The sequence below is a fragment of the Lysobacter rhizosphaerae genome, assembly GCF_054779795.1.
Map to the genome: position 1 here is coordinate 529,796 of NZ_BAAGXO010000001.1, position 25,366 is coordinate 555,161.

Annotated in this window: 29 protein-coding genes; 18 read left to right on the plus strand and 11 right to left on the minus strand. The window is 66.8% G+C overall.

From position 1 onward, the window contains the following. Nucleotides 1-32 precede the first annotated feature (32 nt). From corA to ACYVGE_RS02445, 3 genes are read right to left on the minus strand one after another with little or no spacing between them, the layout of a single operon-like run. Nucleotides 33-1,025 carry a magnesium/cobalt transporter CorA gene (corA, locus tag ACYVGE_RS02435; protein WP_460726729.1) on the minus strand — a complete coding sequence of 331 codons (993 nt, stop codon included), beginning with the start codon at nt 1,023-1,025 and terminating at the stop codon, nt 33-35. Nucleotides 1,026-1,080: 55 nt separating this feature from the next. After that, nucleotides 1,081-2,352 carry a lipoprotein N-acyltransferase Lnb domain-containing protein gene (locus tag ACYVGE_RS02440; RefSeq protein WP_460726731.1) on the minus strand — a complete coding sequence of 424 codons (1,272 nt, stop codon included), beginning with the start codon at nt 2,350-2,352 and terminating at the stop codon, nt 1,081-1,083. Beyond that, nucleotides 2,345-3,208 carry an HlyC/CorC family transporter gene (locus ACYVGE_RS02445; protein ID WP_460726733.1) on the minus strand — a complete coding sequence of 288 codons (864 nt, stop codon included), beginning with the start codon at nt 3,206-3,208 and terminating at the stop codon, nt 2,345-2,347. The genes ACYVGE_RS02440 and ACYVGE_RS02445 overlap by 8 nt, the downstream gene beginning before the upstream one ends. Before the next feature lie 128 nt (nt 3,209-3,336). Between ACYVGE_RS02445 and ACYVGE_RS02450 the strand changes: the two genes are divergently transcribed. Next, entirely contained in the window at nt 3,337-4,095 is a 759-nt protein-coding gene (locus ACYVGE_RS02450; protein ID WP_460726735.1) for a DUF6496 domain-containing protein, read from the plus strand. Between the two features lie 40 nt (nt 4,096-4,135). Here ACYVGE_RS02450 and ybeY read toward each other — a convergent pair whose 3' ends face one another. Then, the gene (ybeY, locus tag ACYVGE_RS02455; RefSeq protein ID WP_310051544.1) at nt 4,136-4,618 is read right to left on the minus strand and encodes an rRNA maturation RNase YbeY; all 483 of its coding nucleotides are present in this window, start codon (nt 4,616-4,618) and stop codon (nt 4,136-4,138) included. Between the two features lie 55 nt (nt 4,619-4,673). Beyond that, on the minus strand, nt 4,674-5,660 hold the full coding sequence (locus ACYVGE_RS02460) for a PhoH family protein (RefSeq protein WP_460726737.1): 987 nt from the start codon (nt 5,658-5,660) through the stop codon (nt 4,674-4,676). Nucleotides 5,661-5,762: 102 nt separating this feature from the next. On the opposite strand from ACYVGE_RS02460, the gene ACYVGE_RS02465 reads away from it, so the two are divergent. The 5 genes from ACYVGE_RS02465 to ACYVGE_RS02485 all read left to right on the plus strand — a co-directional run bounded on the left by ACYVGE_RS02465 (nt 5,763) and on the right by ACYVGE_RS02485 (nt 11,320). Continuing rightward, a complete protein-coding gene (locus ACYVGE_RS02465; RefSeq protein ID WP_460726739.1) occupies nt 5,763-7,433 on the plus strand; it encodes an amidohydrolase in 1,671 nt (556 codons plus the stop codon). Nucleotides 7,434-7,658: 225 nt separating this feature from the next. Continuing rightward, nucleotides 7,659-8,264 carry a TetR/AcrR family transcriptional regulator gene (locus tag ACYVGE_RS02470; protein WP_460726741.1) on the plus strand — a complete coding sequence of 202 codons (606 nt, stop codon included), beginning with the start codon at nt 7,659-7,661 and terminating at the stop codon, nt 8,262-8,264. A 64-nt stretch (nt 8,265-8,328) separates the two neighbouring features. Continuing rightward, nucleotides 8,329-9,282 carry an HlyD family secretion protein gene (locus ACYVGE_RS02475; protein WP_460726743.1) on the plus strand — a complete coding sequence of 318 codons (954 nt, stop codon included), beginning with the start codon at nt 8,329-8,331 and terminating at the stop codon, nt 9,280-9,282. A gap of 26 nt (nt 9,283-9,308) precedes the next feature. Next, nucleotides 9,309-10,235 carry an ABC transporter ATP-binding protein gene (locus ACYVGE_RS02480; protein ID WP_460727288.1) on the plus strand — a complete coding sequence of 309 codons (927 nt, stop codon included), beginning with the start codon at nt 9,309-9,311 and terminating at the stop codon, nt 10,233-10,235. Further along, entirely contained in the window at nt 10,232-11,320 is a 1,089-nt protein-coding gene (locus ACYVGE_RS02485) for an ABC transporter permease (protein WP_460726745.1), read from the plus strand. The genes ACYVGE_RS02480 and ACYVGE_RS02485 overlap by 4 nt, the downstream gene beginning before the upstream one ends. Before the next feature lie 49 nt (nt 11,321-11,369). On the opposite strand, the gene miaB is transcribed toward ACYVGE_RS02485, so the two are convergent. Further along, nucleotides 11,370-12,755, minus strand: a complete 1,386-nt coding sequence (gene miaB, locus ACYVGE_RS02490) for a tRNA (N6-isopentenyl adenosine(37)-C2)-methylthiotransferase MiaB (RefSeq protein ID WP_460726747.1) — start codon at nt 12,753-12,755, stop codon at nt 11,370-11,372. Nucleotides 12,756-12,920: 165 nt separating this feature from the next. Between miaB and ACYVGE_RS02495 the strand changes: the two genes are divergently transcribed. The 6 genes from ACYVGE_RS02495 (at nt 12,921) to ACYVGE_RS02520 (ending at nt 18,072) form a co-directional block, all read left to right on the plus strand. Continuing rightward, complete coding sequence (locus tag ACYVGE_RS02495; RefSeq protein WP_460726749.1) at nt 12,921-13,859, plus strand: lytic transglycosylase domain-containing protein; 939 nt, start codon at nt 12,921-12,923, stop codon at nt 13,857-13,859. 175 nt (nt 13,860-14,034) lie between these two features. After that, nucleotides 14,035-14,658 (plus strand): ubiquinol-cytochrome c reductase iron-sulfur subunit, encoded by a 624-nt coding sequence (gene petA / locus ACYVGE_RS02500; protein ID WP_460726751.1) that lies wholly within the window; start codon nt 14,035-14,037, stop codon nt 14,656-14,658. 3 nt (nt 14,659-14,661) lie between these two features. After that, nucleotides 14,662-15,930 (plus strand): cytochrome b, encoded by a 1,269-nt coding sequence (locus tag ACYVGE_RS02505; RefSeq protein WP_460726753.1) that lies wholly within the window; start codon nt 14,662-14,664, stop codon nt 15,928-15,930. Next, complete coding sequence (locus tag ACYVGE_RS02510; RefSeq protein WP_457095695.1) at nt 15,923-16,672, plus strand: cytochrome c1; 750 nt, start codon at nt 15,923-15,925, stop codon at nt 16,670-16,672. Before ACYVGE_RS02505 ends, ACYVGE_RS02510 begins: the two co-directional genes overlap by 8 nt. A gap of 175 nt (nt 16,673-16,847) precedes the next feature. Next, the gene (locus ACYVGE_RS02515; protein WP_310053803.1) at nt 16,848-17,483 is read left to right on the plus strand and encodes a glutathione S-transferase N-terminal domain-containing protein; all 636 of its coding nucleotides are present in this window, start codon (nt 16,848-16,850) and stop codon (nt 17,481-17,483) included. A gap of 91 nt (nt 17,484-17,574) precedes the next feature. Continuing rightward, nucleotides 17,575-18,072, plus strand: a complete 498-nt coding sequence (locus ACYVGE_RS02520) for a ClpXP protease specificity-enhancing factor (protein WP_460726756.1) — start codon at nt 17,575-17,577, stop codon at nt 18,070-18,072. A gap of 40 nt (nt 18,073-18,112) precedes the next feature. Here ACYVGE_RS02520 and ACYVGE_RS02525 read toward each other — a convergent pair whose 3' ends face one another. Further along, nucleotides 18,113-18,436: a DUF3301 domain-containing protein gene (locus tag ACYVGE_RS02525; protein ID WP_457095697.1), complete on the minus strand. Its 324-nt coding sequence runs from the start codon at nt 18,434-18,436 to the stop codon at nt 18,113-18,115. A gap of 65 nt (nt 18,437-18,501) precedes the next feature. On the opposite strand from ACYVGE_RS02525, the gene ACYVGE_RS02530 reads away from it, so the two are divergent. Continuing rightward, nucleotides 18,502-19,281, plus strand: a complete 780-nt coding sequence (locus ACYVGE_RS02530; protein WP_460726758.1) for an FHA domain-containing protein — start codon at nt 18,502-18,504, stop codon at nt 19,279-19,281. A 90-nt stretch (nt 19,282-19,371) separates the two neighbouring features. Here the strand turns inward: ACYVGE_RS02530 and nadC are convergent, their stop codons facing one another. Further along, entirely contained in the window at nt 19,372-20,259 is an 888-nt protein-coding gene (nadC, locus tag ACYVGE_RS02535) for a carboxylating nicotinate-nucleotide diphosphorylase (RefSeq protein WP_460726760.1), read from the minus strand. Then, entirely contained in the window at nt 20,256-20,525 is a 270-nt protein-coding gene (locus ACYVGE_RS02540; RefSeq protein WP_460726762.1) for a Trm112 family protein, read from the minus strand. The genes nadC and ACYVGE_RS02540 overlap by 4 nt, the downstream gene beginning before the upstream one ends. 57 nt (nt 20,526-20,582) lie before the next feature. Here ACYVGE_RS02540 and purE point away from each other — a divergent pair, with 57 nt between their 5' ends. Both purE and ACYVGE_RS02550 read left to right on the plus strand, forming a co-directional pair. Then, a complete protein-coding gene (gene purE, locus ACYVGE_RS02545) occupies nt 20,583-21,086 on the plus strand; it encodes a 5-(carboxyamino)imidazole ribonucleotide mutase (RefSeq protein WP_460726764.1) in 504 nt (167 codons plus the stop codon). A 10-nt stretch (nt 21,087-21,096) separates the two neighbouring features. Continuing rightward, nucleotides 21,097-22,242, plus strand: coding sequence for a 5-(carboxyamino)imidazole ribonucleotide synthase (locus ACYVGE_RS02550; RefSeq protein WP_460726766.1), 1,146 nt, complete (start codon nt 21,097-21,099; stop codon nt 22,240-22,242). 21 nt (nt 22,243-22,263) lie between these two features. On the opposite strand, the gene ACYVGE_RS02555 is transcribed toward ACYVGE_RS02550, so the two are convergent. Together ACYVGE_RS02555 and sodB are read right to left on the minus strand one after the other, a co-directional pair. After that, nucleotides 22,264-22,764: a hypothetical protein gene (locus tag ACYVGE_RS02555; protein ID WP_460726768.1), complete on the minus strand. Its 501-nt coding sequence runs from the start codon at nt 22,762-22,764 to the stop codon at nt 22,264-22,266. Nucleotides 22,765-22,923: 159 nt separating this feature from the next. Beyond that, nucleotides 22,924-23,502, minus strand: a complete 579-nt coding sequence (gene sodB / locus ACYVGE_RS02560; RefSeq protein WP_460726770.1) for a superoxide dismutase [Fe] — start codon at nt 23,500-23,502, stop codon at nt 22,924-22,926. Nucleotides 23,503-23,669: 167 nt separating this feature from the next. On the opposite strand from sodB, the gene grxD reads away from it, so the two are divergent. The 3 genes from grxD to ACYVGE_RS02575 are packed head-to-tail and all read left to right on the plus strand — an operon-like array spanning nt 23,670 to nt 25,340. Next, nucleotides 23,670-23,990 carry a Grx4 family monothiol glutaredoxin gene (gene grxD / locus ACYVGE_RS02565; protein ID WP_460726772.1) on the plus strand — a complete coding sequence of 107 codons (321 nt, stop codon included), beginning with the start codon at nt 23,670-23,672 and terminating at the stop codon, nt 23,988-23,990. After that, entirely contained in the window at nt 23,987-24,730 is a 744-nt protein-coding gene (locus ACYVGE_RS02570) for an SDR family NAD(P)-dependent oxidoreductase (protein WP_460726773.1), read from the plus strand. Before grxD ends, ACYVGE_RS02570 begins: the two co-directional genes overlap by 4 nt. Before the next feature lie 10 nt (nt 24,731-24,740). After that, on the plus strand, nt 24,741-25,340 hold the full coding sequence (locus tag ACYVGE_RS02575; protein ID WP_460726775.1) for a MarC family protein: 600 nt from the start codon (nt 24,741-24,743) through the stop codon (nt 25,338-25,340). Nucleotides 25,341-25,366 lie beyond the last annotated feature (26 nt).

A 25,366-nucleotide genomic window follows, 5' to 3' on the forward strand; every position in this document is an offset into this window, starting at 1 on the left:
CGGCCGGCACGGCTGCCCGGATCAGCGCGTGGTTACAGCCACTTCGCGCGCTTGAACATCCCGTACAGCACCGCGCAGATCACCACGTTCACGCCGATCAGGATCCAGTAGCTGTGGCGCCCGGCCAGCTCCGGCATGTGGGTGAAGTTCATGCCGTACCAGCTTGCGATCAGGGTCGGCGCGGCCAGCAGCGCCGCCCAGGCGCCCAGGCGCTTGACGGTTTCGCCCTGCTGCACGGTGACCAGCGACAGGTTCACCGTCATCGCCGCGGTGAGCATTTCGCGCAGCGTGTCGGTGCTTTCGTTGAGGCGCACGGTGTGGTCGTGCACGTCGCGGAAATAGAGCTGGATCTCCTCGTCGATCAGCGTGGTGCGTGCACGCATCAGCTGGCCCAGGATGTCCTGCAGCGGCGAAGCCGCCAACCGCAGGCGGGTGAGTTCGCGCTTGAGGTCGTACAGCTTGTGCACCGTATCCTTGCGGAAAGCATCGGCGAAAACGTCCTGCTCGAGTTCGTTCAGTTCCTGGTTGAACTCGTCGATGATCGGCGTGTAGTTGTCGACTACCATGTCCAGGACTGCATACAACGCGGCTCCGGGGCCATGCTTCATCATCTCCGGCTCGCGTTCCATGCGTGCGCGTGCGGGCGCGTAGCTGCTCGACGCGCCGTGCCGTACGGTCACCAGGTAGCGCGGCCCGACGAAGAGGTGCGTTTCGCCGAAGCGGATGTGGCTGTCCACCTTCTGCGCGGTATGGATCGCAATGAACAGCGAATTGCCGTAGGCCTCGATCTTCGGGCGCTGGTGCGCGTTGTGCGCATCCTCCACCGCGAGGTCATGCAGGCCGAATTCCTCCTGCAGCTTGTCGAGGACGCTCTCGTCCGGCTCGTAGAGGCCGACCCAGACGAAGCTGCCGTCGTCGACCGCCAGCACGTCGCTGATCGCGTCGAGGCTGACGTCGCGGCGCTGGCCGTCACGGTCGTAGGCGACGCAGTTGATGACGCACTGGGGGAGCGTGGGGTCCTTCATGCGCGGCATCGTGCCCCCTTCGCCCGACCAGGCGCAACACGCGCGCGCGCCAGGTTCACCGGGGGTTGCGAAGGGAGAACGTCCAGGCAGTCGCGGCATGCAGCGGCAGCAGCAGGGCGATCCAATGCAGGTTGGCTTGTGGTTGCGCGCTCACCCAATGCAAGAGCAGGCCGGCCACGGCGGACAGCGCCATCAGCAGGGTGATGCCCGCCGTCCAGCGACCCGGCATGCGCCCGCGCACCAGTCCCCAGGCGCCCGGCAATGCGAGCCAGGCCAGCGGATTGAGCAGGAAGAGATTGTGGTTGGCCCATCCCATGACATGCGCGGTGCCGAACCACAGGAACAACATCAGCGCGCCGATCGCACCCGAAACCAGCCAGAAGGTCAGCAGCGCCGCGCCCAACGCGCGCGAACCACGCTTTCCCGCCCATGCGACGACGACGCCGATCGCGAGGCCCCACAGGCCCCACAACCACCAGCGCGTCGCGCGGGCCACGGGTTCGGGGGCGATGCGATGGGGGAGGATGTCCTGGCGGTCGCGCACCAGTGGCTGGCCCGAATTGTTCCTGGCGTCCAGCAGGATGTCGGACAGCCGGCGCGGCACGAACGCCTGTTCCCACAACGTCATCGGCTGGTCCGCGGCGGGCCCGAGGCCGACGTCGAATCCCAGCCACATCCACGGTGCCGGGGAGGCCAGGCGCAGCGCCTCGTCGCGCCAGGTCAGGCCCTGCGAGCGGCCCTGGACCTGCTTGAGCAAGCCGCCGGCCAGTGCGTGGTCGACGGCATCGCGCACGCGCGTGGAGCAGTTGTCCTTGAAGTAGTCGTAGCGATAGAACGCGTTTTCCGGCTTCGCGTTCTCGGCGAGCGCAGTGGTTATCTCGCGCGCCTGCGCGTCATCGAGGTCGAGCCATTGCACGCTGACGCCGCGGCCTTCCTCGCGATACAGGATCAGGTCATCCGTGTAGGGCACGGCCGCGAGGCGGTAGCGCATGTCGCCGCGGACGAAGCGGGAGATGAAGTCGGGTTCGGTCGGATCGAAGAAGCCGAAGTTGTACGAGATCGCTTCGCCGGTCCGCGGATCGGCCACCAGCACCGAATCGTGACCGAAACGCTCCCAGAAGATCTCCCCCGGCTGCATGACCATGATGCCGATGCGTGGCGCGGCCTCCGCCGTTGCCGGGGGCGCTGCTTCCATGGGGGAGGGCGCCGGAGCTCCCTGCGCGAACGCGCCCAGCGACACCAGCCAGAGCAGGCCCGGCAGCAGCCAGCGCTTCAGGGAACCCGCCCTTCCCCTCGCGACGGGAAGGGACCCATGTGCGTCACGCATTGCCGAGCACGTCCACGTGGAACGCATGCACGCGGCGCGCGTCTGCCGTGGCGACCCGGAACACGAAGCGGCCCATCGAGAGTTCCTCGCCGGCTTCCGGCAGATGCCCAATGGCCGCCGTGATCAGGCCACCGATGGTGTCGTACTCGTCGTCGTCGAAGTCGGCGTCGAAGCGCTCGTTGAAGTCCGCGATCGGCGTCAGTGCGTCGACCACGAACAGGCCATCGGCCTGGGCGCGCATCAGCGCCTGCGGGTCCTCGGCTTCGTCGTGCTCGTCGTCGATGTCGCCGACGATCTGCTCGAGTACGTCCTCGATGGTGACCAGTCCGGCGACGCCGCCGTGCTCGTCGATCACGATCGCCATGTGGTTGCGCGACTGGCGGAACTCGCGCAGCAGCACGTTGAGGCGCTTGGATTCGGGAATCAGCACGGCCGGACGCAGCAGGGAGTGGATGCTGCCCGGGCCGTTGTCGGCGACGACCCCGCGCAGCAGGTCCTTGGCCAGCAGGATGCCGAGAATCTCGTCCTTCTCATCGCCGTGGACGGGGAAACGCGAGTGGCCGGACTCGACCACGCGCTTCATGAGTTCGAGCAGCGGCTCATCCGCGGGCAGGGCGACCATCTGCGCGCGCGGGATCATCACGTCGCCGACGGTCAGGTCGGATACGGCGATCGCGCCTTCCATCATGCGCAGGGTGTCGGCGGCTATCAGGCCATCGGCCTGGGCATCGCGGAGAAGCTCTACCAGGCCTTCGCGCGTGCTGGGCTCGCCGGAGAGCATCGTGCTGATGCGTTCCAGCCAGCCGCGCCGGCGCTCGGGGTGCTCCTGCGGGGTACTACTGTCGTCCTCGGACATGGTGTTTCGGCAACGCCCGGGGGGTGGGCGGACCGTGGAAGTCTAGCGCGGAAGGGGGACAAGGGTTTCACCATGGCATCCCGGGGCCGAACGGATAATCGCCGCGGGCCCCCGCGGAGGACTGCGAAATGCCTGGGAAACGCACCCTGAAACGCGCCAGCAAGGACAAGCGCGAAGGCAAGGCGGCGAGCACGCAGGCCGGCGAATTCGTCCGCGAGGAAATCGACCACATCCGCGAGGGCAAGCACGGTGCGCGTTCGGCCAAACAGGCGATCGCGATCGGCCTGTCGAAGGCGCGTCGCGCTGGCGTGGAACTGCCAGCGCCGAAGAAGGGCGCGGCCTCCGAAGGAACCCTGCGCAAGGTGCGACAGGATGCCGAGGCGGGGGCGCCTCGCGCGCGCAAGGCGACCACCCGGAAGGCCGCGCGCAAGACCGTGAGCAAGACCGCCACGGGCCGGACAGTGGCCAGGAAAGCCACCGTGAAGAAGGCCGCCGCGAAGACCGGCGCCCGCAAGACGACCGCGCGAAAGGCCGCCACAAAGTCCGCGACAAAGGCCGCGACAAAGGCCGCGACAAAGGCCGCGACAAAGGCCGCGACAAAGGCCGCGACAAGGGCCGCCGCAGCCCCGTCGAAGACCCGCTCGCGCGCGACGACCCAGGCGCTCAAGCGCGAAGGGCACGCGGCGGCGAGCACGTTGGCGTTGTCACGGCAGGCGAAGAAGGCGGCGCGCAAGCGCACGGCCAGCGAGCGCTCGGTGGCGGCGAAGAAGGAGGTACGCACCAAGGGTGCGGAAGGCCGTTCGCAAGCGGCGCGGAAAGCGGCGCGCACCCGCGCACGGCACGACGGGGCAGGACGCAAGCACAACGGGGCGAGGGCGCACACCTGAGCGCGGCGGTCCTGCGACGCCCGGCTATGACGGCGGCGTGTCAGGCGAGGACGTAGGGGTCCTCGATCCCCATTCCCGCCAGGATCTCCCGTTCCAGCTGTTCCATGCAGATCGCGTCGGCTTCGTTCTCATGGTCCCAGCCGAGCAGGTGCAGGGCACCGTGCACGGTCAAGTGCGCGTAGTGCTCGACCAGGTGTTTCTTCTGTTCCTTGGCCTCGCGCGCCACCACGGGGGCGCAGATCACGAGGTCGCCGAGCAGCGGCAGCTTCACGCCCTTGGGCAGTCCATCCGGCAGTTCGGCGGGGAAGCTCAGGACGTTGGTCGCGTAATCCTTGCCGCGGTAATGCCGGTTGAGGGCACGCGCTTCCTTGGCGCCGACGATGCGTATGGCGAGGTCCGCTTCGCGGATGCGGTTCTCGAGCGCCGCGGCCACCCATTTCCGGAAGCTCACCGCCGAGGGGACGCCGACGCGCGGAACCGCATAGCTGACACTGACATCAAGACGAACCGGGCCGACGGTCATGCGTTGTAGTCCTGTCGATGGTGATGGGAGAAGACCATGCTGAAGAAGACCATGCTCAGGGAGCCGGCCCGGTCTGTGCGTCCGCCGAATCGCGGGCGTCGTAGGCATTGACGATGCGCGCCACCAGGGGGTGGCGCACGACATCGCGCGACTCGAAGAAGGTGAAGCTGATCCCGTTGACGTTGCGCAACACTTCCAGCGCATCCTTCAGCCCGGACTTCTGGTGCTTGGGCAGGTCGATCTGGGTCATGTCGCCGGTCACCACGGCCGTGCTGCCGAAGCCGATGCGGGTCAGGAACATCTTCATCTGCTCGATCGTGGTGTTCTGCGCTTCGTCGAGGATCACATACGCGTCGTTAAGCGTGCGTCCGCGCATGTAGGCGAGCGGAGCAATCTCGATGACGTTCCTTTCCAGCAGCTTGACCACTTTTTCCACGCCAAGCATCTCGTACAGGGCATCGTAGAGCGGGCGCAGGTAAGGGTCGACCTTCTGGGTCAGGTCGCCCGGCAGGAAGCCCAGCTTCTCGCCGGCCTCCACCGCCGGGCGCACCAGCACCAGGCGTTGCACGCGGGCCTCGTTCAGTGCCTCCACCGCCATTGCCACGGCCAGGAACGTCTTGCCGGTGCCGGCCGGACCGATACCGAAGTTGATGTCGTGCGTGGCGATCGCGTGCAGGTATTTCGCCTGGTTGGCGCCGCGGGCGCGCAGGGTGCCGCGCTTTACGCGGATGGTGACTTCCTGCGGCTCGATGTCGCTGGCGGCGATATCGTCCGCCTCGTATTCGGTGAGCTGCAGGTGGATGTCGGGCTCGGTGAGCGTGGTGTCGGCGGCCTCGTTCCACAGCTGGCGCAGCAACCGTTCCGTCTTGTTGACAGCCGTTTCGGAGCCGTCGACGCGGAACACGTTTCCGCGGTTGGCGATCTCCACGCCGAGGCGCAGCTCGATCATGCGCAGGTGGCTGTCGAATGGGCCGCTGAGGTTGGCCAGGCGCTCGGTCTCGGCGGGCTCGAGGGCGAATTCGGAAACGGTGCGGGAAGGCATCTGGGGGTCTTCGAAAGGCACTCTCGGAGGCAGCAGCGAAAGCTTGCGCCTGTGGGGGCTTTTTCGCAAAGTCGACGCCTGGGGTGGAAAGGGGGCTGGTCGATGCGTGATATCCGAATCTTGCTGGCGCTGTTGTTCGCGTCGCATGTTGCCGTTGCGGGCACGCTACAGGTCACCGTGGTGAGCGCCGCGCGAATCCACACGATGGATCACGAGCAGCCTCACGCTCAGGCGATGGCCTACGACGGTGATGGTCGCATCCTGGCATTGGGCGGCACGGCGGAATTGCTGGCGCGCTATCCCGGTGCCAAGCGCATCGAGGCCGGCAATGCGACCGTGATCCCGGGCCTGATCGATGCCCATGGCCACGTGGAGGGGCTCGGGCTGACGAAGCTGCAGGTAGACCTCCGGGGTACCCGGGACAAGCAGGACATCCTGCAGCGGCTGCGCGCTTTCGCGCGCGAGCTGCCGCCGCAGGCCTGGCTGCTGGGCCGCGGCTGGGACCAGAACGACTGGCCGGAAAAGGAGTTCCCGACGGCCGTCGAGCTCGACGCGGCCTTCCCGGACCGGCCGGTGTGGTTGCGCCGCATCGATGGCCACGCCGCCTGGGCCAACAGCGCCGCGATGCGCCTGCTGAAGCGGGACCTCGCCGGCGAGTGGCAGCCGGACGGCGGCCGCATCGTGCGCGATGCGCAAGGACGCGCCACCGGCGTCTTCATCGACAACGCGCAGGATCTGGTCGATACCGCAATGCCGCCGCTGGACGAGGCCACCGCAACGCGCGCGCTCGAACTGGGCATGCAGGAAGCGGTCTCGCACGGGCTGACCGGGGTGCACGACGCCGGGATTCCGTTAGCCCAATTGCAGCGCTACACCCGGCTCGCGGATGCCGGAAGGCTGCCGCTTCGCATCACCGCGATGGCCGATGCCGACGGTGCGGCACTGGCCAGGCTCTGCAGCGATGGCCTGTACGCGCATCCCGCCGGGCGATTGAAGATGCGCACAGTCAAGCTCTACATGGACGGCGCGCTGGGCAGTCGCGGCGCGGCCTTGCTCCAGGACTACAGCGACGACCACGGCAACCGCGGCCTGTTGCTTACCCCGCCCGATGCGTTGGCGAAGATCGCGGAAAAGGCGAAGCGTTGCGGCGTGCAGGTGGCTACGCATGCCATCGGCGACCGCGGCAATCGCGAGGTGCTCGATGCCTATGCACGCGTGCTCGGCGACGAGGCCACGACGAGCGACCATCGCTGGCGCATCGAACACGCCCAGGTGCTTGCCCTCGACGACCTTCCGCGCCTCGCCCAGTTGCACGTGATCGCTTCGATGCAGCCCACGCATGCCACCAGCGACATGCCATGGGCCGAGCAGCGCATTGGTCCGCAGCGCATCGTCGGGGCCTACGCGTGGCGGTTGCTGCGCGACAGCGGAACCCGCCTGGCGCTGGGTTCCGACTTCCCGATCGAGTCGGTGGATCCGCGCCTTGGCCTGTATGCCGCCACCACGCGGGCCGATGGCGATGGCAAGCCAGCCGGCGGCTGGCGCCCCGAGGAAAAACTGACGGCGTACGAGGCGCTGCGCGGCTTCACCCTGGATGCCGCGTACGCGGGATTCGCGGAGGACGACGTCGGCAGCCTCGAAGTCGGCAAGCGCGCCGACTTCGTGATCGTGGCCGAGGACCCGCTGGCGATCGAGCCTGCGCAACTGCGCAACCTGACCGTGCAGGCCACCTATGTCGATGGCCGGCCGGTCTATCGCGCTGGCGGGAAATAAGCGGGGCCGCGCGCCGTAAGAGCGAATGGGCAGGGGGCGATTCCGCCCCGTGAGGCATGTCCCGGTCGGGGCAGGGGCCGTCCGTCGGACCACTCTTGCAAATAATTGATCATTGAATTAATTATTTGGACCATGACTGAGGCGCACCCCAATAAAACCAAGGTTTCCAGCAGGGCCCGGGCCACCCGGGGGCCTGGAAAACCCAAGCGCACCCCGGGTCGCCCGATGGGCGACGGCCCCGACCTGCGGGCCCGGCTGCTCGACGCAGCGGTCGCCTGTTTCGCCCGTGAAGGCATCGCCGGCACCTCGCTGCGTGCGATCGCCAGCGAAGGCGCGGTAACCCCCGCGCTGCTGCACTACTACTTCGGCGACAAGACGCAGCTGCAACAGGCCGTCATCGCCGAACGCGTGATGCCGGCGTTCGACGAAGTCCGCGAGTCCACGATGCAGGCGGGCGACGACATCTCCGGGCTGATCGCAGGCTTCGTCCGCGGCATGTGCGCGACCGTCGAGCGCCATCCCTGGCTGCCGCCGTTATGGGTGCGCGAGGTGCTGTGCGAGGGCGGCGCGCTGCGCGAAGTGCTCTTCACCACCGTCGCGCCGCAGATGCCGCAACTGCTCGCCGCGCGCTTCGCCGCCGCGCAGGAAGCCGGCGAGCTCAGTCCGGACCTGGATCCGCGATTGCTCGTCACCTCGCTGATCGGCCTGACCCTGTTCCCCGCCGCCGGCGCGCCGATCTGGCGCCGGTTGTTCGCCGCCGACGACATCGATGCCTCGACCATGCGCGATCACGCGATTGCGTTGCTGGACCACGGCATCGGCGCCTCCTGATTCCAATAAGCGCGATCCCATGAGCGCAATGCACGCCCGCACGATTCCCACGAGAACCCATGCCATGCGTTCCCCCCGCACGCAGCTGTTGGTCGTCTTCACCGCCGCCGCGCTCTTGTCGGCCTGTCGAGACGACACGCCCCAGGCCCTGGGCACCCTCGAGTACGACCGCATCACGCTCCCCGCGCCCGCCGCCGAACGCATCGCGGCAATCGACGTGCGCGAAGGGCAGCGCGTGAAGGCTGGCCAGCCGATCCTGCGCCTCGAACTCGACCGCACGCGCTCTGCGACCGAAGCGTCGCGTGCGCAGGCCGCGGCGCAGCGTGCATCGCTGGAAGAGCTCGAGGCGGGCCCGCGTTCGGAGACGATCGCGCAGGCGCGTGCCCAGCTCGCGGCCGCACAGGCGCAGGCGCGCGAGGCGAGCGATTTCTATGCACGCGTGCGCCCGCTTGGACGCCAGCAGCTGATCGCCGCCGCCGAAGTCGACAGGGCGCGCGCCAGTGCCGAAAACACGGCCGCATCCGTACGCGCGATGCAGGCTTCGCTCCTCGAACTTGAAAAGGGTACGCGGCGCGAGCAGATCGCGCGTGGCCAGGCGGCGCTCGCCGCATCCGAAGCGGAGGCCACGGCGCAACAGGTGACGCTCGACAAGCTCTCCCTCGTCGCGCCGCGCGACGCGCTGGTCGACAGCCTGCCGTTCAAGCTTGGCGACCAGGCCGCCGTGGGCCAGCCGCTCGCGATCCTGCTCGTCGGCGCGCCCTATGCACGCGTGTACGTGCCCGAACCCATCCGCACCCACGTCCAGGTGGGCGACGCGGCACGCGTGTTCGTCAACGGGCACAAGGACGGGCTTGCCGGCACCGTGCGCCTGATCCGCACCGAGCCGACGTTCACGCCGTACTACGCATTGATAGGTAGGGACGCCGCGCGCCTGAGTTATGTCGCGGAAGTTGCGATCAATGCGAAGGAGGCCGCACTCCCACCGGGCCTGCCGGTGCGCGTGGAGTTCGGCAAATGAACGCGCAGCCGGCCGATGACCTTGTCATCCGCGCGCGCGGCCTGACCAAGCGCTTCAAGGATCTAGTGGCGGTCGACCACGTCGACCTGAGCGTACCCAAGGCGAACGTCTACGGTTTCCTCGGCCCCAACGGCTCCGGCAAGACCACCACCATCCGCATGCTCTGCGGCCTGATGACACCGACCGAGGGCGACATCGAGGTGCTCGGACTGCACTTGCCGAAACAGGCGGAAGCATTGCGGCTCCGCATCGGCTACATGACGCAGAAGTTCTCGCTGTTCGACGACCTCAGCGTGCGCGAGAACCTGGAATTCCTTGCCGCCGTGCAGGACATTCCACGAGCGAAAGCCAGGCAACGCATCGATGAGCTGGTCGAGCTCTATCACTTCCAGGATCGCCAGAAGCAACTCGCCGGCACAATGAGCGGCGGCCAGAAGCAGCGCCTCGCGCTCGCGGGCGCGGTGATCCACAAGCCGGAACTGCTGTTCCTCGACGAGCCCACCAGCGCCGTCGACCCCGAATCGCGCCGCGACTTCTGGGAGAAACTCTTCGAGCTCGCCGACGCCGGCACGACGATCCTCGTCTCCACGCATTACATGGACGAAGCCGAACGCTGTCACCGCCTGGCGATCCTCGACCGCGGCGTGCTGGTCGCGGACGGCTCGCCCGCCGAGCTCACCAGCGCCATTGCAGGCCGCACGCTGGCAGTGCTCGCGGACCATCCGCGTAGCGCGCAGCGGGCGCTGATCGCGACGCCCGGTGTCATCAGCGCGGCGCAGATCGGCAACACGCTGCGGGTGCTCACGGGCGAGAACGGCGATGCCGCCGGGCGCATCGCCGAGGTGCTGCGTGGGGCCGGTGTGGTCGCCACGGTCGAACCTTCCGAGCCTAATCTCGAAGACGTCTTCGTCGCCGCCACCCGCGGCTCCGCCAAGACAAAGGAGGCCGCATGAGCCCCCGCCGCCTCTTCGCGATCATGCTGAAGGAACTGCGGCAGATGCGCCGCGACCGGATCACGCTGGCGATGATCGTCGGCATTCCGGTGATGCAGCTGGTGCTGTTCGGCTACGCCATCAACTTCACCCTGCGCGACCTGGATACCGCGATTTCCGACCAGGCCGCCACCGCGGGGTCGCGCGCGCTCGTCATGGACATGCAGAACACCGGAGTCATCAACCCGGTACGCGACGCGAGCAGCCCGCAGGAACTCATGACGATGCTGCGGCGGGGCGAGATCAGCGTCGGTGTGGTGGTTCCGCCGGATTTCGAGCGCCGCCGCATCGATGGGCGTGAAGCCGTGCAGGTGCTGGTCGATGGCAGCGACACCGCGGTGCAGGCCGCGGCCGTGCAGCTGGCGCAGACGCCGCTGGACAGCGCGGCGTACGTGAAGCCGAAGCCTTCGCAGATCAGCGTCGTCGGCTTCTACAACCCGGAGCGGCGCTCGGCGATCAACATCGTGCCCGGACTGATCGGCATCATCCTGACGATGACAATGGTGCTGTTCACCGCGGTCGCCATCGTGCGCGAGCGCGAACGCGGCAACATGGAGTTGCTGATCGCGACGCCCGTCAGCAGCAGCGAACTGATGATCGGCAAGGTGTTGCCGTTCGCGGGTATCGGCCTGATCCAGACGACGCTGGTGCTGCTGCTCGGTGCCTGGCTGTTCGACGTCCCGGTGCGGGGCAGTGTGCTCGACGTCTACGCCGCCACGATCCTGCTGATCCTGGCCAATCTCTCGCTGGGCCTGATGATCTCGACGAAGGCGCAGTCCCAGTTCCAGGCGATGCAGATGACGTTCTTCGTCTTCCTGCCGTCGATCCTGCTGTCGGGTTTCATGTTTCCGTTTTCGGGCATGCCGAAGATCATCCAGTACCTGGCCGAAGTGTTGCCGCTGACCCACTTCCTGCGGCTGATCCGCGGCGTGATGCTGCGCGGGGCGAGCATCTTCGAACTCTGGCCGGAGGTGCTGGCGCTGATTGCGTTCATCACCGTGATGATGACCACGTCCATCCTGCGCTTCACCAAGCGCCTCGACTGAGGAAATCAGAGTGCAAGGCCGGTGGCGGCAAGCCAGCGGCCTGGGGCAATCAATCTGCGGTCGCGAGGCGCCCGCGCAACGAATTGCTCATCGCTCCGGTGATCACCACGTCGACGAACTGCCCGACCAGGCGCGGATTGCCCGGGAAGTTCACCGAACGCATGTTCTCGGTCTTGCCGGTGAGTTCGTTCGGATCCTTTTTCGACGGGCCTTCGACCAGCACGCTCTGCACGCTGCCGACCATGGCGTCGCTGATCTCACGCGCCTTCGCATTGATCGTGGCCTGCAGGCGCGAGAGGCGGGCGTGCTTTTCCTCGCTGCCGACGGTGTCTTCGAGATCGGCGGCGGGCGTGCCGGGGCGGCGCGAGTAGATGAACGAGAACGACTGGTCGAAACCGACATCCTCGATCAGCTTCATGGTCTTCTCGAAGTCGGCGTCGCTCTCGCCGGGGAAGCCGACGATGAAGTCGGACGAGACCGAGATGTCCGGTCGCACCGCGCGCAGCTTGCGGATCTTCTGCTTGAACTCCAGCGCGGTGTAGCCGCGCTTCATCGCCGCGAGGACGCGGTCGCTGCCGGCCTGCACCGGCAGGTGCAGGTAATTCGCGAGCTTGGGCACATCGCGATAAGCCTCGACCAGCGAATCCGAGAATTCCAGCGGGTGCGAGGTAGTGAAGCGGATGCGGCCGATGCCGTCGATCTCGGCAATGGCACGGATCAGCAGGGCGAGGTCCGCGATCTCGCCGTCCCCGTAGGGGCCGCGGTAGGCGTTGACGTTCTGGCCGAGCAGGTTGATCTCGCGCACGCCCTGCGCGGCAAGGTCGGCGACTTCGACCAGCACGTCCTCGAACGGACGGCTGATCTCCTCGCCGCGGGTATAGGGGACCACGCAGAACGAGCAGTACTTGCTGCAGCCTTCCATGATCGAGACGAAGGCGCTCGGGCCCTCAGCGCGCGGCTCGGGCAGGCGATCGAACTTCTCGATCTCGGGGAAGCTGATGTCGACCTGCGGCCGGCCGGTGTCGCGCCTGGCCTGGATGAGCTCGGGCAGGCGGTGCAGGGTCTGCGGGCCGAAGACCAGGTCGACGTAGGGGGCACGCTTGATGATGGCGTCGCCTTCCTGCGAGGCCACACAGCCGCCGACCCCGATCACCACCGCTTTGCCACCCTGTTTGAGCGACTTCCAGCGGCCGAGCTGGCTGAACACCTTTTCCTGGGCCTTCTCGCGGATCGAGCAGGTGTTGATCAGGATGACGTCGGCTTCCTCGACATTGGTCGTCAGTTCGAGGCCGTCGCTGGCGGCAAGGACGTCGGCCATCTTGGCCGAGTCGTACTCGTTCATCTGGCAGCCGTGGGTCTCGATGAAGAGCTTGCCCTTCGGCGGCAGGGGCGAGGAGGCCGGAACGGCCTCGGCGGTGGCGGTGCGATCGGTCATTAGAGTTGAATCCGGGAGGGCGGCGGTTACTCCGCGCCGGGCGCGCATTGTAGGACAGCCACCGATGTGCGGGTCCACGCCCCCGCTGGCCGAAACGCGATAGGCGTCGCGTTCATATAAATCAACGGCTTGTAAAGACCTTTCAACGAGGGGATAGTCCGCCGCATGAGGGGGCTCCGGGGAATTCTGGTGGCAGTGGCTGCGCTGGCGTCGACGCCTGCGTGGGCGGGCAACCTTTATCGCTGCGACAGCCCGGACGGCACCCGTGCCTACGCCAGCAAACGCGTGGCCGGCGCCAAGTGCACCGTCATCAGCTACCAGCCGGAAAAGCACAGTCGCGCGGCGGCTACCGCGCCGGCAGTTGCGACCGGCGCAGGGGCCGGAGTAGGGACGGCGACTCCCGCCATGACCGTGACTGGCTCGCCGGCGACCGTCACCCCCAAGCCTGTCGGTGACGCGAGCATGAAGGCGCGTTTCGTGCGCATGGGCTCGTCCCTGACCTACTCGTATATCGACGCCAACGGCGTGCGCAACTACAGCAACCGCCGGCCGAAAGGGGTGGCCAACGTCAAGGTGACCCGGGTCGACTTCCCGATCTTCCAGATCGAGAACTGCTACGCCTGCGGTGCGCTGCCAGGCGTCAATTTCGGCAATATCCGGCTCAACACCACGGCGTACAACGCCGAAATCGCCAGCTCGGCGGCGCAGTTCGGGGTGGAGGAGGCCATCGTGCGGGCCATCATCCACGCCGAGTCGTCCTATAACCCCGGCGCGCTTTCCAGGGTGGGGGCTCAAGGGCTGATGCAGCTCATGCCGGCGACGGCCCGCCGCTTCGGCGTCAGCAATGCCTTCGACCCGGCGCAGAACATCCGCGGTGGCGTCCAGTACCTCGGTTGGCTGCTCAAGCGCTTCAACGGCGACGTGAAGCTCGCCGCCGCCGGTTACAACGCCGGCGAAGGGGCGGTCGACAAGTACAAGGGCGTTCCGCCCTATGCCGAGACCCAGCGCTATGTGCAGCGCGTGGCGGTGCTCGCCGATCGCTACCGCGGCGCCGGTGGCAAGACCACCGTGGCCGCCACGGGCGCGGGCGCCGGTTCGCGCTGAAGCAGCCGCCGGGCGGAAAACCTGCCCGGCATTCCAGATCCCGCGACGGCTCCGGTTTCGCCGGATTGTCGGGCCATTCACCGTTCCGTTACACTTCGCCGTCTTTTTACGCCGTAAGCCGTCGCCATTGGCGAGGGCCTGCGGTGACTCGTTCACAAGCTTTGCGGAGTGCCGGATGGCCAACCAAGGGGACCACCCCGTCAACCAGGGCCGCCGCCGTTTCCTGACCACGACTACTGCGGTGGTCGGCGCGGTTGGGGTCGGATTTGCGGCGGTACCGTTCATCAAGTCATGGAGTCCCAGCGAGCGTGCCAAGCAGGCCGGCGCTCCTGTGACCCAGGACATCACTGCGTTGCAGGAAGGCCAGCAGCTGACGCTCGCCTGGCGCGGCCAGCCCGTCTACGTGGCGCGCCGCTCCAAGAAGATGCTCGATGTGCTGCCGTCGCTCGATGGCCTGCTGCTCGACCCGAAGTCGGACAACACCGACCAGCAGCCCGCCTATGCGAAGAACGCGACGCGTTCGATCCGTCCTGACCTGATGGTGTTGATCGGTGTGTGCACCCACCTGGGCTGCGCTCCCGAGTTCAAGCCGGAGATCAAGCCGGAGCCGTTCGATCCCGAATGGAAGGGTGGTTACTTCTGCCCGTGCCACAAGTCGCGCTACGACTCCGCGGGCCGCGTCTTCAAGGGCATGCCGGCGCCGGCGAACCTTCCGGTTCCGCCGTACCACTTCGAAAACGACAACACGATCGTGATCGGCGTGGATCCCGCTGGCAAAAGCACCGCAGGAGCTGCGTAAGCCATGAGCATCATTACGCGCACCGTCAACAACGTCGCGAACTGGGTCAACGACCGGGCGCCGGCTCTCATGCCGATGTACCGCAAGCACATGACCGAGTACTACGCGCCGAAGAACTTCAACATCTGGTACTACTTCGGTTCGCTCGCACTGCTGGTGCTGGTCAACCAGATCGTCACCGGCATCTTCCTCACGATGCACTTCAAGCCCAGCGCCGCGGAAGCGTTCGCTTCGGTCGAGTACATCATGCGCGACGTGTCGTGGGGCTGGCTGATCCGCTACATGCACAGTACCGGCGCCTCGTTGTTCTTCATCGTCGTCTACCTGCACATGTTCCGCGGCCTGATGTACGGCTCGTACAGGAAGCCGCGCGAAATGGTCTGGATCCTCGGCATGGTGATCTACCTCGTGCTGATGGCCGAGGCCTTCATGGGCTACGTGCTGCCGTGGGGCCAGATGTCGTTCTGGGGGGCCAAGGTGATCATTTCGCTGTTCGGCGCGATCCCGAAGATCGGCACGGGCCTGACCGAATGGATCATGGGTGACTACATCCCGTCCGACGCGACGCTCAACCGCTTCTTCGCGCTGCACGTCATCGCGCTGCCGCTGGTGCTGCTGCTGCTCGTCGTGCTGCACCTGGGCGCGCTGCACGAAGTCGGTTCCAACAACCCGGACGGCGTCGACATCAAGAAGGGCCCGAAGGGCAACCGCTGGGACGCCAACAAGCCGGCCGACGGGATTCCCTTCCACCCGTACTACACGGTGAAGGACACCTTCGGCGTCGCCTTCTTCCTGATCCTGGCGGCCTTCATCATCTTCTTCGCCCCGACCTTCGGCGGCTGGTTCCTCGAGCACGACAACTTCACCGCGGCCAATCCGCTGGTGACGCCGGAGCACATCAAGCCGGTGTGGTACTTCACCCCGTACTACGCGATGTTGCGCGTGGTGCCGTCGTTCTTCGGCATCAAGCTGTGGGGCGTGCTGGTGATGTTCGGTGCCATCGTGCTGCTGTTCCTGGTGCCGTGGCTGGATCGCAGCCGGGTCACCTCGTTCCGCTATCGCGGCAAGCTGTCGTGGGCGATGCTGCTGGGCTTTGCCATCTGCTTCCTGTGGCTGATGAAGATCGGCGCCGGTCCGGGTACCGACCCGGTCGAAACCATCATCGGCCGCGTGCTGACCTTCCTGTACTACGCCTTCTTCATCACCATGCCGGTGTGGACCAAACTCGACAAGACCAAGCCGGTGCCGGAACGGGTGACGACGCATGACTAAGATGAATCTCGTCCGCACCCTGGCCGGCCTCGCGGCAGGCCTGCTGGTTTCGGTCTCGGCCTTCGCCAACGAGGGCGGCAACCTGCTGCACTCGGGTACCGACCTCGGCGACCGCGCGTCGCTGCAGCGTGGCGCCCAGCTGTACATGAACTACTGCTCGGGCTGCCATTCGCTCAAGTACCTGCGTTACTCGCGCCTCGGCGAGGACCTCGGGCTGAGCGAAGAACAGGTGATGCAGAACCTCAACCTCAGCGGCGGCAAGATCGGCGACCAGGTCCAGGTCACCCTGACCGAGGCCGACGCCCAGCAGTGGTTCGGCAAGATGCCGCCGGACCTCAGCCTGATCGCGCGCGTCCGCGGCAGCGACTGGATCTATACCTACCTGAAGTCCTTCTACCTCGACGAGACCCGCCCGCTGGGTTGGAACAACAAGCTGTTCCCCAACGCGTCGATGCCGAATCCGCTGTGGCAGATGCAGGGCCTGCAGCACGCCGAGTACGGCGAGCCGGACAAGGCCACGGGCGAGCGCCCGGTCCACGGCCTCAAGGTCGCCACGGCGGGTACGCAGACCCCGGAGCAGTTCGACCAGTCGGTCCGCGATATCACGACCTTCCTCGAGTACGCCGGTGAGCCGGCCGTCCTCAAGCGGGAGAAGCTCGGCGTGTGGGTGGTGCTGTTCCTGGCCGCCTTTACCCTCCTGGCCTACCTGCTGAAGCACGAATACTGGAAGGACGTGCACTGACCGCTTCCCAAGACGCCCGGCTTCAAGCCGGGCGTTTTGCATCTGGGGTCCCGGGGGGCGACTTTTTCAGGCAGTAACGCTAGTCTCGGGAGCCTAGGCGACCGCACGCAGGGGGTGGGCGGCGACCTGAGACCGGCGGATGGCCGGGCCAGACCGAACGCAGGAGCAATCGATGATGGCGGCAAGTCCACGTATGCGTAATGCCTTGACTCTGTTTTCTTCCACCGACTGCGTGCTGTGCCATCGCGTGCGATTGGTACTGGCAGCCAAGGGCGTCACCTACGATCTGATTCCGGTCGATCCGCAGAATCCGCCGGAAGACCTGGTCGACCTCAACCCGTACCACTCGGTGCCGACCCTGGTCGAACGCGACCTGGTCCTGTACGCCGCCAGCGTGGTGAGCGAATACCTCGACGAGCGCTACCCGCATCCGCCGTTGATGCCCGTGGACCCGCTGTCCCGTGCGCGCCTGCGCCTGGCCATGCTGCGCCTGGAACACGACTGGGTCCCGCAGGTGCAGGCGATCCAGCTCGGCAACAAGGTCCAGGCCGAAGCCGGACGCAAGCGCCTCAAGGAACTGCTCACCGCCTCGGTGCCGCTGTTCAAGGCCAGCAAGTTCTTCCTCAATCCCGAGATGAGCCTGGCCGACTGTGCGATGGCACCGATCATCTGGCGCCTGCCGGCGCTGGGCGTGCCGCTGCCGAAGGACGGCAAGGTGATCGAGGACTACGGCAACCGGATCTTCCGCAATCCCGGTTTTACCCGGAGTCTCACCGACGCCGAGCGCAAGCTGCGCGAGATGCCGGCCTAGGCCGGCGGTCCACCGGATGCACTGTGACAAGGCCCGGAACTCCGGGCCTTTTCGCATTTCTGGAAGGCTGACGCGGCGCTACACTTCCCGCATGACCGAAGACAGCACCATCATGACCAGCCACCGCCCGTACCTGCTGCGGGCGCTGTACGAGTGGATCGCCGACAACGGCATGACGCCCCACCTCCTGGTCGATGCCACCCGCCCGCACGTGCAGGTGCCCGTGCATGCGGTCAAGGACGGCCGCATCGTCCTGAATGTCGCCGAGCGCGCCGTCGCCGGGCTGCAGATGAGCAATGACGTGATCCGTTTCAGCGCACGGTTCGGCGGCGTGAGCCACTCGGTATCCGTCCCGGTGTCGGCCGTGCTGGCCATCTATGCGCGTGAAACCGGGCAGGGCATGGCCCTGCCGGAGGACTCGCTGGCCGATGCGGCGGACGAGACCGATGTCGTGTTGGAAACCGACGCGGACGAAGTCTCCCACGCGCCACTGAGCATCGTGCATGACGAGGGTGCCCCGGACGATGGCGACGACAACCCGCCGACGCCCACGCCGCGCCGCAGTGGGCATCTGCGCATCGTCAAGTAACCGGTCGATCCGCCTTCCGCGCAGCTTCAGTGGAACTGTTTCAGTGGAACTGCGCCACCGACGGCATTACCGGCCCGCTGAATGAAACGAGCCGGTCGCCGCGCAGCACCAGGCGACCGATGTGCCGATCCTCGCCAGTGTGCGAGTAGTCGAACCGGAACGTGCGCTCGAAACCGAGCCAGCCGCTTTCCTGCCGGCACACGCGCAGGCCGATGGCATGGACGCTGTGGTCCAGCCATTGCACGCCAGCGATGCGACACGCGTCACGCCCCAGCGCTTCGGCGCGTTCAGCAGCAGCGCGGCTCGCGTTCCAGAACGCGAACACGGTCGCAGACACGATCATCAGGAGGATTAGAGTCGGCATGAATCAAAGGTAGTGGCTCAGAATGCTCGCCACAAGTCTACGTTCGCCGGGAGGGCGGCGCACCGATGAAGCTTGTTTTTCCGGGTGGTGAACACCCGCAGGTTCTGCTCGGTCCCGGGGTCAACCGCATCGGTTCCGATCCTGGATCGAACATCGTTCTGGACACGCCTGGCGTATTGCCCCAGCACTGCCAACTGCACGTCAGTGCGACCGGCGTGATGCTGGAGGTGCCTTCGGGCACCACCGTCAGCGTGAACGGGCGACATGTCGATGGCCTGATCGCCCTGCGTCCCGGCGACAGCGTCACCTTCGACCATGTCCTGGCGCGCCTGGCTCCGATCGACGCCGTCGCACCGCGTGGTGGCGACGGCGGCTATCCGCACGCGGCCAACGACGACCCGGGCGTCACTGCGGTGCGGCACGTGGTGCCCATGTATGTGCTGCGTGGCGTCACCGGTGGTGCATTCGGTCGCAGCTATCCATTGCAGGGGCCCGTGACGATCGGCCGTTCGCCGGAGTGCGATATCCACATCAATGATCTGGGGCTCTCGCGCGTGCATGCACGGCTGATCCCGGGCGAGGACGGCGTGACGATCGAGGATCTGAACTCCACCAACGGCACGTCCCTCAACGATCGCCGGGTGATCAGGGAAAGGGCGCGCATGGGCGACGAGATCGGCTTCGACAAGCTGCGCTTCCGCCTGGTCGGCGCGGCTGGCCACGAACCGGTGCACGTCGAGGCGACGAAGGTGCACGGCGCGCCGCGCGGAAGCAGCTGGCTCTGGATCGGGCTGGTAATCGCGGTCGCCGCGGCGGTGATCACCATCGTGGTGAGCAACGGCTAGAGCGCCGCACATACGAATGAAAAAAGGGCAGGTCCACGCGGGCCTGCCCTTTTTCGTATGCGTGCCGGCATGTCCCGCTCCGGCGGCGAGTCAACCCGCCGGGGGCGGCCCCAGCTTCAGCGACAGGTCGATCGCATGGACATGCTTGGTGAGCCCGCCGATGGAAATGCAATCCACGCCATCTTCCGCGATGGCGCGCAGTGTCTGCAGGTCCACGCCGCCTGAGACTTCGAGCGGAATGGCGCCGTTGAACGGCGCGGAGTGGGCCATGCGTACGGCCTCGCGGCGCATCGCGGCGTCGAAGTCATCCACCAGGATGCGCGTGCAGCCTTCCCGCAGTGCTTCCTCGAGTTGCGCCAGCGATTCGACTTCGACGATCAACGGCAAGGACGGATGCATGGCACGCGCGGCATGGATCGCCGCGGTGATCGAGCCGGCCGCGCGCACGTGGTTCTCCTTCAGCATCACCGCGTCGTACAGGCCCATGCGGTGGTTGGCGCCGCCGCCCACGCGCACCGCGTACTTCTGGGCCAGGCGCAGGCCAGGAATGGTCTTGCGGGTGTCGAGGATGAGAGCGCCGGTGCCGTGCACGGCCTCGACGTAGTGGGCGGTGACGGTGGCCGTGCCCGAAAGCGTCTGCAGGAAATTGAGCGATGCCCGTTCGGCGCTGACCAGGGAGCGTGCACGGCCCTGCAATGTCGCCAGCACCATGCCCTTGCCGGCCCGGTCCCCCTCGCTTACGCGCCAGTCGATGCGTACGTCGGGATCGAGCGCGCGATGGCAGGCATCGAACCAGGGACGACCGCAGACGATGCTGTCTTCCTTGCACAGCAGATAGGCGCTGTCGGCAACGTCCGGCAGCAGGGTCGCGGTGACGTCCCCGTTGCCCAGGTCTTCGGCCAGGGCCCGCGCGACATCGGCCTCGATGACTTCGGCCGGCGGCGGCAGGAAATCACCCTTCACGGCGGCGCCGCTCATGCCTGCGGAAAGCCTTCGATCTGCGCAGTGGCGATGGCCTCTTCGGCCAGCAGTACCGGGATGCCGTCATCCAGGCGGTACACCGTCTTGCGATCGCGGGTCACCAGGGCTTCGTGCAGCGTCTCGGCCTGGGCACTGCCATCGCCGCGGAACACACCGCCCGCGGCGATAGCCGCATTCACGGCCTGGAGGCCACGGCCGTCGAGCAGGGCCAGCGGCTGGCGGGTGGTAGGGCAGACGAGCAGGTCCAGCAGTTTGCGATCCATGGCGATGAAGGCGCGGCGGAAGGCCGGTAGAATACCTTTTTGAGGCTTGGATCCGTCATGGCAGCAACTGGGGAAGCCCCGCTCGTCGGCATCGTCATGGGCTCGCGCTCCGATTGGGAGACGATGCAGCACGCAGCCGCCCGGCTCGAAGCACTCGGAGTTCCGCACGAGATCCGCGTGGTCTCCGCGCACCGGACCCCGGATGTGCTTTTCTCGTACGCCGAAACCGCCGCGCAGCGCGGCCTGCGCGCGATCATCGCCGGAGCGGGTGGCGCCGCGCACTTGCCGGGCATGCTCGCCTCCAAGACCGCGGTGCCGGTGCTGGGCGTGCCGGTCCAGAGCAAGGCGCTGAACGGCATGGACTCGCTGCTGTCTATCGTGCAGATGCCGGCCGGCATCCCGGTGGCGACGTTCGCCATCGGCAACGCGGGCGCCGCGAATGCGGGCTTGTTCGCGGCGGCGATGCTGGCGAAGGAATTCCCCGAGATCGGTTCCGCGCTCGAAGCTTTTCGCGCGAAGCAGACCGACGACGTGATCGCCAACGACGATCCGCGCAAGTGACCGGCACACGATGACAACGGTAGGAATCCTGGGCGGCGGTCAGCTTGCCCGCATGATGGCGTTGTCCGGTGCGCCACTGGGCCTGCGCTTCCTGGTGATGGACACGGTCGCCGACGCCTGCGCCGGCCAATTCGCGCCGTTGATCGTCGGCGACTGGCGCGACGAGAAGGCGCTGGGCGAGTTCGCGTCCCGGGTCGACGTCACCACGTTCGACTTCGAAAACGTACCGGCCGAATCCGCGCAGTGGCTGGCCGAGCGCGTGCCGGTATTCCCGCAACCGCGCGCGCTCGCCGTGGCGCAGGACCGCCTTGCCGAGAAGACGTTGTTCCGCGAACTCGGCATCCCGGTTCCGGAGTTCGCCGCGATTGCCTCGCGCGAGGATCTCGACCGCGCGATCGCGCAGCTGGGTACGCCCTGCATCCTCAAGACGCGCCGCCTCGGTTACGACGGCAAGGGGCAGTTCCGCATCAAGACACCCGCCGATGCCGTGGCTGCGTGGGACGCGCTTGGCGCGCAGGCGACGACGGTCGGCCTGATCCTCGAAGGCTTCATCGCCTTCGAGCGCGAGCTGAGCGTGGTCGCCGTGCGCGGCCGCGATGGCGAGTTCCGCACTTGGCCGTTGACCGAGAACTGGCACGTCGACGGCGTGCTGTCAGCCAGCCTGGCGCCGGCAAAAGTCGACGCGGCGATGGCGCAAACCGCTTTCGACCATGCGAAGAAGCTTGCCGAAGCCCTCGATTACGTCGGTGTCTTCGCATTGGAACTGTTCTGCCGCGATGGCGAACTGCTCGCCAACGAACTCGCGCCGCGCGTGCACAACTCCGGACACTGGACGATCGAGGGTAGCGAGACCTCGCAGTTCCAGAACCACCTGCGCGCCGTGCTCGGCCTGCCGCTGGGCGACACACGCATGGTGGGCCTGGCCTGCATGCTCAACTGGATCGGGTCCATGCCCGACGCCGGTGTCGTGCTGCGCGAAGCCGGCGGCCACTGGCATGACTACGGCAAGGAACCGCGCGCGGGCCGCAAGGTCGGCCACGCGACATTGCGCGCGGATTCCGCAAGCGACCTGGCGGTGACGCTGCAGCGCACCGGAGCGGCATTGGGACGCGAAGCGCAGGTGGCGCCGGTGGTCGCGGCGCTGCGCAACGGCTGATCCCTCGGGATCGGCTCACGATCAGCCGGCTGGCGACGCCAGTCGCTGCATCCGCAAGGTCAGTGCGATCGAGTAGGTGAGGTAGTAGCCGATCAGCGCCGCGGCGAAGGCGAGAGTGAGCGGACTGGCTCCCGTGCCTGCCTGCGTCATGAAGCCGCCATGCAGGACGCGCCATGCGAGCCGACCGAGCAGCAGCGCCGACAACGCACCGCCGATCCATGGATTGGGCACGTAGCTGCGCATGCCCTCCGCCGCTTCGATCCGCGTCAGCGTCACCCCGTAGAAACCCAGCGCCAGCCCCGATGCGAGCCCCGTCGCGACCGCCCAGCCCGCGTGCGGAACGAAGATGCCTGCAAGGACCAGCGACACCAGCACCAGCGCAAGCAGGGCGATCCGCGCCAGCGTGCGGCGGGGCTGCCACCGTTGCCTGCCGAACTGGCGGCGAATGCGCCCGTAGTACATCCAGCCGATGCCGGCGGTGAGGGCGTAGGGAAGCAGGGCAGGAAGCGCGGGTGCGGCCATGACGGATCCTTGTTCAGTTCACGGCAGCTTATTGGTTCGCGCCGGTCCGGCTAGGTGCCAAAGGTCAGATTCTGCGGCGATATAGGCCAGGCGATATAGGTCAGAAACAGGAACGGCCGGATTGCCCGGCCGTTCGATGCCCGATGCGTGGCGCCCGGATCAACGCAGGTTCGAAGCCACGAAGTCCCAGTTGACCAGGTTCCAGAACGACTCGACGTACTTCGGGCGCGCATTGCGGTAGTCGATGTAGTACGCGTGCTCCCACACGTCGCAGGTCAACAGCGGCGTGTCATCGCCGGTCAGCGGCGTGGCGGCGTTGGACGTGCTGACCAGTGCCAGCGAACCGTCCGGGCGCTGCACCAGCCAGCCCCAGCCCGAACCGAAGGTGCCGACCGATACCTTGGTGAACTCTTCCTTGAACTTGGCGAAATCGCCGAAGGCCTTGCTGATGGCGTCGGCCAGCTTGCCGGCGGGCTCGCCACCACCATTGGGCTTGAGGCAGTTCCAGTAGAACGTGTGGTTCCACACCTGCGCGGCGTTGTTGAACATGCCGCCCTGCGACTTGCGGATGATGTCCTCCAACGGCATGTCGGCGAATTCGGTGCCCGCGATCATGTTGTTGAGGTTGGTCACATAGGCCTGGTGGTGCTTGCCGTAGTGGTAGTCGATCGTCTCGGCCGAGATGTGCGGTTCGAGCGCGGTGCGGTCGTAGGGAAGGGCGGGCAGTTCGATGGCCATGGCTGGCTCCTTGCTGGCTGGAAGGGGGCGCCGGCCGCGTCGGATGGGCGGCGGCGGGGCGAAAGCTTTTACAATACGCATTGTATCCCCACGTTCAGCTGCCCGGTCCTCACGAGCCGGAGACGCGCCTTCCGCTTCTGCGCAGCGCCTTATCCCAGGAGTAGTCCATGTCTGTCATCGAACGGATCCAGTCCGAAGTAGAGGGCCATCCGATCGTCCTCTTCATGAAGGGCACCGCGCAGTTCCCGATGTGCGGGTTCTCCAGCCGCACCGTGCAGGCGCTGAAGGCCGCCGGCGCCGGCCAGCTGCATACCATCAACGTGCTCGAAGACCCGGAAGTGCGCGCCAACCTGCCGCGCTATTCCAACTGGCCGACCTTCCCGCAGCTTTTCATCAACGGCGAGCTGATCGGCGGTTGCGACATCACCCTCGAGCTGTTCGAGTCGGGCGAGCTGGCCCGCATGATCAGCGAAGCCCAGCAACAGTGAGTGCCGCCGCCGCGCCGGCTTCGGAACCGGCATTGAAGGACCGCGTCGTGCTGGTCGCCGGCGCGCATGGCGGATTGGGCAGCGTCGCCAGCGTCGCTTGCGCGCGCGCGGGTGCGACGGTAGTGCTGCTGGGGCGCAAGGTGCCCAAGTTGAATCGCGTGTATGACGCCGTCGCCGCCGTCGGGCCCGAGCCTTTGCTGTATCCGCTGGACCTGGAAGGCGCTTCGGCCGACGACTACGCGCACATGGCGCAACAGATCGAAAGCGAACTCGGCCGCCTCGATGGTGTCCTGCACTGCGCGGCAAATTTTGCTGGGCTCACTCCGCTCCAGCAGACGGACCCGGCTGCATTCGCACGCGCCATCCACGTCAACCTGACCGCGCGCTGGTGGCTGACGCAGGCCTGCATGCCATTGCTGGCCAAGGCCGGCGACGCGGCGGTGGTGTTCGTGCTGGATGACCTCGCGCGGGTCGGCAATGCCTTCTGGGGTGGTTATGGGCTGGCCCAGCATGCGATGGCCGGGCTGATCGGCATGCTGCAGTCGGAAGTGGAGAGTTCAAGGATCCGGGTTTCCGGCTTGCAGCCGGGCCCCATGCGCACGCCGCTTCGGGCCAAGGCGTACCTCGAGGAGACCGATCGCGTCGGTCGCGATCCGGAAGCCTACGCGCAGGCCTGCGTTACCCTGCTGTCGCCGGAAGGCGCCAGTCACCGCGGCCGGATCTGGACGCCCGACTCGTGACCGCACTCCGATGACGATCGCCTCAGCCGCCCTGCTGCTGTTCCTGATCCTGGATCCGCTGGGCAACATCCCCGTCTTCCTCAGCCTGCTGCGCGGGCTGCCGGCGCGGCGCCAGCGGATCGTACTGGCGCGGGAACTGCTGATCGCGCTGGGCGTGCTGATGGTGTTCCTGTGGGGCGGCAAGTACGCCCTGGAATTGATGCACCTGCGCCAGGAGTCAGTGTCGATCGCCGGTGGCATCGTGCTGTTCCTGATCGGCATCCGCATGATCTTCCCGCCGCCGGAAGGGTTGATGGGCGAACTGCCCGGAGGCGAACCCTTCATCGTGCCCATGGCCATCCCCCTGGTTGCCGGTCCCTCCGGCATGGCCGCGGTGATGCTGATGGGCAGCAATGACCCGGGCCGCCTGGCCGATTGGAGCCTTGCGCTCTTGCTGGCGTGGACTGCGACCGCGGCAATCCTTTTCAGTGCCACCTATCTCTACAAGTGGTTGGGCACCCGCGTGCTGATGGCCGTGGAGCGGCTCATGGGCATGCTGCTGGTAGCCATCTCGGTCCAGATGTTCCTGGACGGCCTGGGCACCTACCTGAAGATCGCGCCGGGCGCCTGAGCCCGGCTCAGCGGAGCGCGAGATTC